The sequence below is a fragment of the Prosthecobacter sp. genome, from assembly GCF_029946185.1.
Taxonomy (GTDB): Bacteria; Verrucomicrobiota; Verrucomicrobiia; order Verrucomicrobiales; family Verrucomicrobiaceae; genus Prosthecobacter.
On the sequence record NZ_JAQSEA010000194.1, the window covers coordinates 1 to 10,898 of the forward strand.

Annotated in this window: 12 protein-coding genes; 7 read left to right on the forward strand and 5 right to left on the reverse strand. The window is 59.2% G+C overall.

What is annotated here, in order from left to right; genetic code table 11:
• Positions 1-396, reverse strand: a 396-nt coding sequence (locus PSV43_RS16620; protein WP_300199777.1) for a hypothetical protein, incomplete at its 3' end; no start/stop codon positions are given.
• 591 nt (positions 397-987) lie between these two features.
• Here PSV43_RS16620 and PSV43_RS16625 point away from each other — a divergent pair.
• From PSV43_RS16625 to PSV43_RS16635, 3 genes are all read left to right on the forward strand, one after another.
• Positions 988-2,694, forward strand: coding sequence for a hypothetical protein (locus tag PSV43_RS16625; protein WP_300199780.1), 1,707 nt, complete (start codon positions 988-990; stop codon positions 2,692-2,694).
• Between the two features lie 532 nt (positions 2,695-3,226).
• Positions 3,227-4,390, forward strand: a complete 1,164-nt coding sequence (locus tag PSV43_RS16630) for a hypothetical protein (RefSeq protein ID WP_300199783.1) — start codon at positions 3,227-3,229, stop codon at positions 4,388-4,390.
• Positions 4,391-4,477: 87 nt separating this feature from the next.
• Complete coding sequence (locus PSV43_RS16635; protein ID WP_300199786.1) at positions 4,478-5,371, forward strand: glycosyl hydrolase 108 family protein; 894 nt, start codon at positions 4,478-4,480, stop codon at positions 5,369-5,371.
• A gap of 133 nt (positions 5,372-5,504) precedes the next feature.
• On the opposite strand, the gene PSV43_RS16640 is transcribed toward PSV43_RS16635, so the two are convergent.
• The gene (locus tag PSV43_RS16640; RefSeq protein WP_300199789.1) at positions 5,505-5,843 is read right to left on the reverse strand and encodes a hypothetical protein; all 339 of its coding nucleotides are present in this window, start codon (positions 5,841-5,843) and stop codon (positions 5,505-5,507) included.
• 195 nt (positions 5,844-6,038) lie between these two features.
• Between PSV43_RS16640 and PSV43_RS16645 the strand changes: the two genes are divergently transcribed.
• The gene (locus PSV43_RS16645; protein ID WP_300199841.1) at positions 6,039-7,430 is read left to right on the forward strand and encodes an ATP-binding protein; all 1,392 of its coding nucleotides are present in this window, start codon (positions 6,039-6,041) and stop codon (positions 7,428-7,430) included.
• 206 nt (positions 7,431-7,636) lie between these two features.
• Here PSV43_RS16645 and PSV43_RS16650 read toward each other — a convergent pair whose 3' ends face one another.
• The 3 genes from PSV43_RS16650 to PSV43_RS16660 all read right to left on the reverse strand — a co-directional run bounded on the left by PSV43_RS16650 (position 7,637) and on the right by PSV43_RS16660 (position 9,207).
• Positions 7,637-7,918 (reverse strand): hypothetical protein, encoded by a 282-nt coding sequence (locus tag PSV43_RS16650; protein ID WP_300199792.1) that lies wholly within the window; start codon positions 7,916-7,918, stop codon positions 7,637-7,639.
• Between the two features lie 68 nt (positions 7,919-7,986).
• The gene (locus PSV43_RS16655; protein WP_300199794.1) at positions 7,987-8,241 is read right to left on the reverse strand and encodes a hypothetical protein; all 255 of its coding nucleotides are present in this window, start codon (positions 8,239-8,241) and stop codon (positions 7,987-7,989) included.
• Between the two features lie 759 nt (positions 8,242-9,000).
• On the reverse strand, positions 9,001-9,207 hold the full coding sequence (locus PSV43_RS16660) for a hypothetical protein (RefSeq protein ID WP_300199797.1): 207 nt from the start codon (positions 9,205-9,207) through the stop codon (positions 9,001-9,003).
• Between the two features lie 144 nt (positions 9,208-9,351).
• Between PSV43_RS16660 and PSV43_RS16665 the strand changes: the two genes are divergently transcribed.
• Genes PSV43_RS16665 through PSV43_RS16675 form a run of 3 tightly spaced genes read left to right on the forward strand, consistent with a single transcriptional unit; the run spans position 9,352 to position 10,558 of the window.
• Positions 9,352-10,083, forward strand: coding sequence for a hypothetical protein (locus tag PSV43_RS16665; RefSeq protein ID WP_300199800.1), 732 nt, complete (start codon positions 9,352-9,354; stop codon positions 10,081-10,083).
• The gene (locus tag PSV43_RS16670) at positions 10,080-10,307 is read left to right on the forward strand and encodes a hypothetical protein (protein WP_300199803.1); all 228 of its coding nucleotides are present in this window, start codon (positions 10,080-10,082) and stop codon (positions 10,305-10,307) included. The genes PSV43_RS16665 and PSV43_RS16670 overlap by 4 nt, the downstream gene beginning before the upstream one ends.
• The gene (locus PSV43_RS16675; RefSeq protein ID WP_300199806.1) at positions 10,304-10,558 is read left to right on the forward strand and encodes a hypothetical protein; all 255 of its coding nucleotides are present in this window, start codon (positions 10,304-10,306) and stop codon (positions 10,556-10,558) included. The genes PSV43_RS16670 and PSV43_RS16675 overlap by 4 nt, the downstream gene beginning before the upstream one ends.
• The last annotated feature ends 340 nt before the right edge of the window (positions 10,559-10,898 follow it).

Genomic DNA, 10,898 nt, shown 5'->3' on the forward strand with positions numbered 1-10,898 from the left:
GAGCTTGGGCATGACGCCGTCGGGGTCGGTGTGGATGTGGACCCAGGCCCAGACGAGGATGGTGTCGCCACCGCGCTTGAAGGTGTCCTGCAGGGCGATGCGCCAGCCGGTGATGCCGCGCTCCGGGAAGGGCCAGACTTCAATGCTGCCGATCTTGCCGCGGTAGGTGCCGTCTTTGCCGTGCTCTTTAAGGGTGAGCTGCTTGGACATTTCCATGGCGACTTCTTCCTTCTTGCCGCCGGAGAGCTTCAGCAGGTCTTTGGAAGGAAAATCTTTGAGCATGTCCTTGAACTCGCGCACGCCACCTGCGCCGGCCTTTTGCGCGCGGGCTTCGGTGACGCTGAGGAGGAGCAACGGGGTGAGAAGAGCGAGGAGGAGGCGGGCAGGTTGTTTCATGACGGTGTACTAGGTGGAAAACGCAGGCATGCAAACGGGCATCTTCAGAAATTCTTGCGGGTCTTTTTCTTATCGAAGCTCCGCTTTCCTGAGCGCTTCATTTTCGGCGATCCGATCCGCTTTGAGGGTCGCTTCCCTTAACTGGGAGTGATGCGTTTCTTCCCTCCTTGGAAATCTGAAGGGGCTTTCCAGTCACACATTTTCAAACGCGCGGATGTTACTACTGCCGGAAAAGGATCTCATCCGCCTGCCCATTTGTCCTTGCCTTCGGATTCATTCGCCGCTTTGATGACGGTCTATTACTAGTAATTTTCGTATTACTAACACAATCATCTATTCAAACGCTTCACTTATAATATATTGAATCTTTTTTTGCCTGAAAGCACATCAAATCTAATCTGAGTCGGCCACTCAAAACACTGAAATAATATTAGATACTTATCTAAAAAAACAATCAGTCGTGGAATAACTCATCCAACAATCCAGGACCCAAAATCAAAAATAATGTATAAGCGCTCAGTATTTCCTTTCCCCTGCCCTCCAAAGCCCTCCTTGGTGCTGCAATTTTTCTGCGGCTCTTTTTGTCTGAGCTTGGGAGCCCTTCTTGGGTGCAGCCTGCTGTCGTCCTGTACGTTTCGTATCCGTCCAGAGAAGGCCTACTTTGACGGCTCCATCACCACGCCTAAGCACGAGAACGCGTGGAGGGTGGCAAGACGCTTTGACTCGGAACTTTCCCGTGACCAAAATACAAACCGCTTCTTCGTGGCCGAGTTTGCCCAGGACGGACAACCCAAGGTGTCGCAACAACTGATCACCGCCGTGGAGCAGATCAAGGAGTTCAATCCCAAAACGGTGCTCCTCTACATCCATGGCTGGCATAATGACAGTTCGCCCGATTGCGGAGAGGCCAAGAAAAAGGACATGAACGACTTGGATGGCTTGGTTCATCGTATGGTCGAGGCAAAGATGGGCAGGGTGCTGGCCATCTACGTTGCATGGCGGGGAGAAAGTCTCGACGGTCTCCTCAAGTGGGGCACCCTTACTGGACGGCGGAGAGTGGCCCGAAAGATTGGAGAGAGTCCTTACCTGCAGAATTTCCTAGGTGACGTAGCGGAGGCTGGCAAACAACAGGGCTCCAATGTGATCTTTGCAGGACACTCGCTGGGTGGAGTGCTGCTAGAAAAGTCCGCGACATTGATGATCGAAAAAACCAAGCCTGGCAAAGAGCAGCGCCTTCCACATCTATTTTTGCTGGCAAACAGCGCGGAGCTTTCCTTTGTCTCAAAAGAGCAAATGGACAGGGTCAACAAGTCCGAAATTGTCAACTGCCAGCCGGAAAACACCCGTCTGCTGGCGCCGCGGATTCTGGCGGTCACAAGCTCCAAGGATCTGGCAAACATGTTCCTCCAGCCGCTTAACAATTACCTGCTCCATCCCTTCGCAACGCTCAGCTACGTTCGGCATGAACTGTTCGTCAACTCCATGGGTTTTGATCGTTCTACACGAAGCCATGATGTCCAAAAGACGGTCGAGCAACAACCGCAAAGACCAGTTTCCGACTGCGATCTCAAGGCGTTGCAATTTAAGCTTTCTTTGGCACCCACGCTGGATCCCGCTTTCTGGGTTCCCAACAAGGATCACCGCCTCACCAAATACCGCATCGTTCCCAGGCCGGATGGCGTTCGCACGCCGGGCTTTTGGAACATCAAATCTCCGGGCTCCATCTCCCTCAATCATAACGACGTTTACGATGATAAATTTCTGGCAGCGGGTGTGAGCTGGTTCCGCATGCTGAACCATAACTATGCCGATCTGCCCGACACCCTGCCGGAGATGCTTGCCGGACTCAAGAAGGAACTCCGTACTCACCCGCCCGGCAGTCCCGGTTATAAGGAAGACCGCAGGCTGCACCGAACCCAATGGACGATGGGGGCGGCACTGCGCATGCCCTACAACAAGACCACCTTTGGCCTGCTGCTCGGGGAGTTGGAGAATTCAGACGCTGAGATCATCGATGAGCTGGATACCGCCCGCACCGGACCGGCGGACTACGCCGCTATCGTGCGCAGCCACCGCGTCCACTTGTTCGCTATTCTTAAATACACCTATAGCGCGCATGCGGTCTGGGACTCATCGCCTGATCTGCTGGCCCGGCTACGCGCACTCATGGAGAAGGAGCCCCTGCGGGACGCGCTGGCTCGCGCAGGCGCGGCGGAGAGCGGGAAGGACTTTGAATCCGACAAGAATTTGAATTCCTTTTACAAGTTTCTGCGCAAGCATGCCATCCGCACGCCTTAAGGTGGGCTGTTGTATGGGCATGACTCAAAAGCCCAAACCTGAACGGGCGATGCTGCTGTTCACGTATTGAGGACTGCTTTCCCTGCGCTAGTTGCGGTGCCGCTGGACTACAGGGGGGGATCATCGCCGCGCGCTGAGCTTCAAAGCAGGCGTGGATCAAACAAGAAGGGCTGGGGACTTCCGACGACGATTTTTTTTGAAGTCGGGATGCGCGGGATTGAGCAGGGAGTTGGACTCTCCGGGAATGATGACGCTGGGCAGCTTCAGAATGGCTCTGCGGGCTTCTTGGGCCCAGAGATCTCGCAGCGCCCGCTTTATAAATAAGCTCTCTATTTAGATACATTGGAATTAAAAACTCATTCTATTTTGTTTTTTTCCTAGATGGGGCTTGCATATAAAAAAACATCCCACTAAAACTACGCGTCGGTAAAAACAAATGCCTGTCTCGCAGTCGCGCGGGGCTTGCAGTGCGGTGTTTCTCCCCGCACGCAGGCTGCCACCGGCCAGAACCTTGCCTCACTCTCCTGCTTCCATGATGCACTCTCTCCGATTCCCTTCCCTGGCGCTGCTGGGCTGTCTCTTTCTCGGCGCATGCACGCTGCCGGGCACGTTTGTTTCGTATGCGCAGCACGAGCGCAAAAAACAGAACGAATACCAAAATGCGACACAGGATGCGGAGCTCTCCGACGCGCTGGCGTTTAACTATGCGAACAGTGTGGCCTCGATCTTCCAGGCGCGTGCGACGGGCGGGCGCTACACGCGGGAAACGTCAGACACGGCGCTGGCGGGGCTGGCGGCTTTTACGGCGGCCTCGCAGACGTGGACGATCAGCAAGCACAGCCTGGGGGTGATGGGCCTGACGGGGCTGGGCATTCTGGAACTGCGGAAGATCTTTGACTCAAAGGCGCGCGCCATGGCCTACCTGGAGGCGTCCCACCGGATCCGCCTGTCCATGAAGGATTTCCGGGCCTACAACCTGAATGCGACGAATTCGGACAGGCTGTCTCCCAACGGCTGGACGCTTGCGAACGTGACGATGGCGAACATCCAGATCGTGGAAATGCTGCTGTCGGGCCGCCTACCCTCCCCTTCGGATCTGGAGCAGGCGAGCGAGCCGATCACGCCTGAGGGGGCGTTTGTGCACAAGGACGCGGATCGGGTGGATCAGGCGGTCAACAACATCCCGGCGCCTTCGCTGACAAACGCAGAGCCCGGGCGCACGGGGGCGGAGGCGCGGCTGATGGCGGCGCAGCTCAAATTCATTAAGTCAGAGACGATGACGGCGGAGCAGATGACTAATCTGAAAAAACAACTGGAAGAGAGCAATTCGCGGCTGCTCAGCTCCCGAGAATTCACCACCACCATTGCCAATGTGGATGATTTGCTGGAGAAAGAAATCGAAGGTCTGTCTGATGCGGACAAGCTCAAAAAAACGAACGAACGGTGGAATGCCGTGGTCAAGAGTGCCGGGCTGACTGGCAAAATCAGGGCCGCTGGTGACCCTCTGGCCGGCAAGCCCACGATGCGGGGCGAGGACATCCAGGAATTCTATGAAAAGGAGGCGAAGCCCACCGAGCAACGGGCCTTGGTGGACAGCGTCAAGATGTATGCGCCGCCGCCAGTCAAGACGCCTGGCGCACTTCCGGCTGCGCCGCCTGCCACGCCTGCGGCTACGACGACGATTCCGGGCATGTGATGGCCTGCTCCACCTCCCCATCTCCCACACACCGCGGGGCGGTTCATTTCACTCGTCACTCCACCCTCAGTCTAACCCTACTCTTTTATGCCTAACATCGCCCCAATCAATCCCGTCGAGACGGTGGATCAACTCAACGACGTTCTGAATGACTGCGAGCTGCTGGACAACCACCAAGTGTTCGGCTTGGTGGGAGCTGAACTGGGCGCGGACAAGCTCAACCGCGTGGTGACGATCACAAATCTCAAAGCGAAAAAGCTGCTACGGCTTGTCACGAAGGAGGTGCCTGCAGGGGCGCTCAGAAGCGACATCGAAGCGGCTGCCACGGCGCAGGGGAAGGCGGCGGCGCGGGAGGCCTTCCTCACCTTTGCCACGGAGCTGCTGCAGAATGACGAAGCTCTTTTTTACGGGGAGGCTTTCATCGGTTTGGGCCAGGGCGATGAGGTGAAAAGGACGGATATCCTCCTCCTGCGCACCGCACCGCCGCTGCCGCCACGCAAGCAGACGCGCGAGGCCTCAGCTAAGGAAACGCTAAATGCCACGCCGCCGGCCGAGGCCAGCGAGGCGTTCCGAAATTTCATGCCGTTTATCTTTGAGTGGGAGGGCGAGACGTATGAAAATGACAAGAATGATCCCGGTGGTGCGACGAAGTTTGGCATCGACCAGCGCAGCCATCCGAACGTGAACATCAAAGGCCTCACGAAGGATGTGGCCCTGGCGATCTACTGGGAGGAGTGGAAGCACGATGGCTGCCCGGGGCTGGCCACGCCGCCCTACGCGGAGGTGTTTTTCAACTGTGCGGTAAACATGGGCGCGGGCCGCGCGCGGAGCTTTCATGTGATCGCCAACGGGAACCCCAGTGTCTTTGTGGGCCTGCAGGAGAAATACTACCGGCGGCTGGGCGCGCAGGATAAGTACAAGACTTTTCTCAATGGCTGGCTCAACCGCACCAACGCGCTGCGCAAGCGCTTCGGCATCTAGCGCACTGAGCTTGCCTGAGAGCACCCGGAGGCCTGAGGGTGCCCGTGCACATGCGGCATGGCGCGGCGCGGCCTGAGGGGCCTGAGGGGCCTGAGGGGCTTTTTTCCATCCCCCGCCCTGCACTTCTCATATTTCATACCATGAATGCCATGCCCGCCTGCCCCGCCCGCTTTGAACACCGCCCTGAATCCCGCAGCAAGTGGTGACGGGCGCTGCGCAGCGCCGGCTGCGGCCTGCTGCTGGGACTGACGGCGGCGGCGACGGCAGTGGCCGAGGTGGCGAAGGATGTACCGGCAGAGCCGCCGGACTTCAGGGAGGGCGTGCTGCGCGCGTGGGTGGCACGCGGCGGCGGCATGGCAACAAGCCCGACGCGGACGAGAACCGCTTTGGCCTGGGGGGCAACCTGGTGGCGGAGGTGAAAAATTTTAACGGCTGGCTGATCGGCCTGGCGTCGCAAATGCCAGGCAGGCATGGCCTCTTTTTTTGAATCGATCCATACGTTCCGCCTCCTTCCGAGAGTTCCTGCGCAAGACATGGTCTTCTGTGTTTGCCGCGCTTGCGATGGCGGGCACAGACGGCAAGATGGGGCGATAAAAATCTCCCGGCGGATGCCTGCCTGAGCTGACTGGTGGCGGAGCTGCGCAAGCAGCCGACGGAAACGCCGTGACTGGAACTCAAGCAGAACACAGGGGCGGCCGAATACATTGGGGAGTACATTTCCGCGCTGAGCAATATGGCGGCGCTGCACGACAAAGCGGCCGGCTACCTCATCTGGGGTGTCGAGGATGGTACCCACAAGGTGGTGGGAACAACCTTTTCCCCAGCGAAAGCAAAGGCGAAAGGCAACGAGGATCTCGAGCCGTGGCTCAACCGGGCCATTTCACCCAGGTTGCATTTCCAATTTCATGAACTGCAGCATGAGGGGCAGCCAGTGGTGCTGCTGGAGATCCCACGTGCACCCGGCAGGCCCGTGCAGTTTAATGGGGTGGAATACATTCGTGTGGGTTCGCATCGGCAGAAGCTCAAAGACAACCCGCAGATCGAGAAGGAGCTGTGGCGGGTGTTTGAGACCACGCCCTTTGAGGAAACCCTGGTGGAGGAGAATGCGGATGCCGGCACCGTGCTGTCGATGCTGGATTACCCAGCGTATTTTGAACTCCTCGCGTTGCCGTTGCCGACAGATCGTGACAAGATTTTAGATCGACTAGCGACGGACCGCATGATCGTCGCGGATGGTGCTGGCGACTGGAACATCACGGCTCTGGGCGGCATTTTGTTCGCAAGGAATCTCGACTCCTTCCGCACACTTTCCCGCAAAGCAGTCCGGGTCATCGTCTACGAAGGCAAGAACCGGCTGAAGACGGTGCGCGAGCAAGTGGGCAAAAAGGGTTATGCCTCAGGTTTCACAGGGCTGATCGAGTTCATCAACACGCTGGTGCCGCGCAATGAAGTCATCGGCAAGGCGCTGCGCAAGGAGGTGCCGATGTATCCTGAGCTGGCCATCCGCGAGCTGGCTGCGAACGCGCTCATTCATCAGGACTTTGCGGTGACCGGGGCCGGCCCTATGATCGAAATTTTCGCAGACCGAATGGAAGTGACCAATCCGGGGCTCCCGCTCATCCGAACGGAGCGCTTTCTCGATACGCCACCGCGCTCGCGCAACGAACTGCTGGCATCCTTCATGCGGCGGGTCGGCGTGTGCGAAGAACGGGGCAGCGGGGTGGACAAGGTGGTTGCTCAAACGGAGCTTTACCAACTGCCCGTGCCACTCATCGAAACGGCGGTGGACTCCACGCGGGTGGTGCTCTTTTCGCACCGCCCCCTGACGGCAATGGATCGCGCAGACCGCTCCAGGGCCTGCTACCTCCACGCCTGCCTGCGTTATGTGGAGCGGGACATGATGACCAATTCCAGTCTGCGCCAGCGGTTTGGGATCGAAGAACAAAACATCTCCATAGCCTCACGCATCATCCGCGATGCCATGGAGGATGGTCTGGTCAAGCCCTTTGACCCCAATCAGGGCAAGAAATACGCCAAATACCAACCCCACTGGGCATGAGCCCGCCCTCAAATCTTATTTGATCGTTATTTGATCCAAGGAGCCATTCGCTGTCCGCACGGACCCGCCAATGACGCTGGCCCCCTTGATTTTCCAGCAAACTCACCCCTGAAGTCTTATTTGATGGCTATTTGATGGCGGCAACAAACCATCCTCCTTCGCGCCTAGTGCTACCGAGGAAAAGCCGTCAACTCTCGGCATAGTCGCTACAGCATCTTCCAATCAATCTTCGCGGCTTCCGTGGCGGTCATGCCTTGTTGTTTGAGGACGCGGGCGAGGAGGCGGGCGTCGAGGTCGTCTTGCTGGATGGGATTTAGGGCGGCCCAGTTCTTGGTGACGCCGTGGCGGCTGCGGCAGAGGCAGTCGTAGCGGGCGAGGGCTTCCACCAGGGCGGTGGCGCTTTTATAGCCTAGTTCTTTGGCTCTGAGTTCAAGAGCATCGGCAAGGGAATGACTGAGGCGGAAGGTTTTGGTTCGGGAGGCGGCCATAGGTGTTATTCACATTGGTTGTAATACAGGCAGGGTGTTGCGTCACGGAATTTTGGTGGCTATTTTGTTCACATGAACAGCTTTTCTATGGATGACGCGGGCAGGGCTCCCTTCCTGGCCCTGCGTGCTACGAAGGACGTGAGGGTGGGCTTGTCCTCCGGCTTGTCCTCCGGCTTGTCCTCCGGCTTGGGCTTGGGCTTGGGCTTCGGCTTCGGCTTCGGCTTCGGCTTCGGCTTCGGCTTCGGCTTGGGCTTGGGCTTGGGCTTGGGCTTCGGCTTCGTTGCTTTGGCGAAGCGGCAAGCTGGGGGTGCGAGAGGGGGCATGGACGCCATGGCATGCAAAGCAATGGAGGGCATGTGCTGCGTAGCTCGGGGAGCAAAGGAGGGCATGTGCTGCGTAGCTCGGGGAGCAAAGGAGGGCATGTGCTGCGTAGCTCGGGGAGCGAAGGTGTGCATGTGCTGCGTAGCTCGGGTAGCGAAGGTGGTGCGCGGCATTGTGGAAAGCTTAGGCTTTACGCGCAAGCGGCCATGCTTTCTGGATGACTCGCTTGCAGTTTTTTTCTTTTTGACCGTGCCGCTGAATGCTTATTCGTGCCCGATAGGCTCTGAGCCTATGCCGCTGAGCCGAGATGCGGGCAAGTTGTGTCCTGAGGCTGTTAAAAGAAGCATTTTTATGCGGTATGTTCTTGCACCTTTCTTAGTCTTTCGCTTCAAATGATGTTCTATACCCGATACGTTGACCTCGGCATTTTGCTTTGCACTCTCCTTTTTTTATGAAGACTTTGTCCGCTTTTTCCCTTTGTCATGCGCTGTGTGCCGACCGGGGGTGGCGTGCACTGGACTGGCTGCTGCCGCAGGCGCGGGCGGGGGCGGGGGCGCTCCCTGGCTATGGGCTGGCCTCGGCGGGCAGGCTGCGGGCGCGGGTGCTGTGGGACCCGGCAGCGGGGCGCGGGGAGATCTTTGGCGCGTGGGCGCGCCGCGTGTCGCGTGACTGGGGGCTGAATGCTGGGGGGGCGGGCTGCTGCCTGTCCTGCGGGCGGGCGTGGCGGCTGCGGCGGGCGCTGCGCCGCGCGCGGCTGCGGATCACGGCCTTTTGGGTTTTGCCGCCTTGCGGGCCTTCGTGGGGCTTTGTGTAGCAGCCTCGGCAAGGGCGGCTTCATACAGGGCGCGAATGTATTCGGCCTTGCTGGGGTAGCCTTTTTGCACGGCGAGCTGGGCCAGGGCTTCATCCTTTTCGGCGCTGATGTAGGCACCGGCCAGCTTCGTACCGCTTTGTCTTTGATTGGGCATGGTTATGGAAATCGGGAAAAAACGTGTCGTGGGTGATTAACACCGAGAGTTACCCACGCAGTGTTTAATTCAACATATTTTATTTGACGGGTGATTATCACCTGTGCAAAATAGGGTGATTATCACCCGCAGCAAGGAACAGCAATGAAACTAGCAGGAGCATACATCAACGATGACACGTACGAGAGGCTGGTGGCCCTGGCGCTGTCACACAATCGCACGCTGGCGGGCCAATGCCGGCACCTCTTTGACCGCGCGCTGAAGGGGGAGCTGCAGGTGCCAGACTTCACGCCCGGCACTGCGCCTGTGGCGGGTAGCAAGCCGGCACTGCAGGCGGTGGCAAATCCAGCGCTGCATGCCGTGGCGGCTGCGCAGTCTGCGGCAAAGCCGGGCACGCCTGCCGCAGCGAAGCCGGTGCTGCGTGCGGTGGCGCGGGCTCTGGAGGCGCTGCCTCTGGCCGGTGCGACGCGGGTGGCAGAAGAACCGCCGCCGGTGGCTGCCGCAGAGGGGAGGCAACCTCTTGCAGCTGGGGCAGCGCTGCTGGCGTGCGGGCCTCCGACGCGGCCTGTCTATGAGAATGTGCCAGTGGCTGGTAGGTACGTGGCGGCGGCGAGTGGGCCGCGGGTGGTCGGTGAGACTGCCACGCGTGGGACATCGCCAGCCACTGGCCTCTCACGCCCTGCCTGCTCCGCGGGCGCAGACGCTGGCTGCCCCTGCGCCTCCCTGATTTCCAACCACACACCCACGATGATGAAGACACACACACCAGACGCACACCGCCGCAGCCACCCTGGCGCGGCGCCAGCACCGGGCCCCTGCCTGCATGAGAACTCTGCGCTGCCATGCGCCCACGCTGCGGGGAGGGCTGCACGATGAAGCAGTCTCTTTCCACCCTGCTGCACAAGTCGGCCGAGATGCTGCCGCCGCAGCGTCCGGGTCGCTTCCGCCCGCTGCTGCCGCTCTTCATGGCGATGGCGCAGCACGGCCACACGGCGGGGAGCATGGCGGACTTTCTGGTGCGTGAGCGCGAGATCGCACCTGAGGGGCGCAGATCGGCCAGCCGCAGCATTCGCAATCTTTTAGCCCGTCACGACGCATGATGTACGCCGTCACATTGATCATCGTGCTGCTGGGCGCGGGACTGCTGGCGCTGGGCTGGCACGCGTACCAAAACCACCTGGAGATCACGCGGCTGCGGCGCAACGGCCACCGCCGCGTGGCCTGCCGCCGCCTGAGCCACCGTGGCTGCGTGCACCCGGACTTTCTGCGCACCCTGGCGGAGCTGTGCCTGCTGGTGCTGCTGCTGGCGGCCGTGCTGGGCTGGCTGGGAGCGGCATCTCCGGCAGGCTGATGGATACCACGCTCTGCGTCGTAATACCATTGACTGGCATTCTTATCAATTGATCGTGGCAAGGAGACTGGACCTGATGAAACCCGACTGCCCAATGACGAATGAATGCCCCCCCGAAGGAAAGGCGTCCCGCCTGTCTGGCGAATGAGAATGCTCATGGGACGACTCCGTCGCGTGCTGCCATGAGCGGCGCTGGTGGCAGGTTGATTCCGCATTGCGCGCCCCATCATCGCTCCAACCGAAATGCTGCAAGTGGAGCTGCTGGTTCGAGAACGATTCACTGAACACTGAACACTGAACACTGAACACTGAACACTGAACACTGAACACTGAACACTGA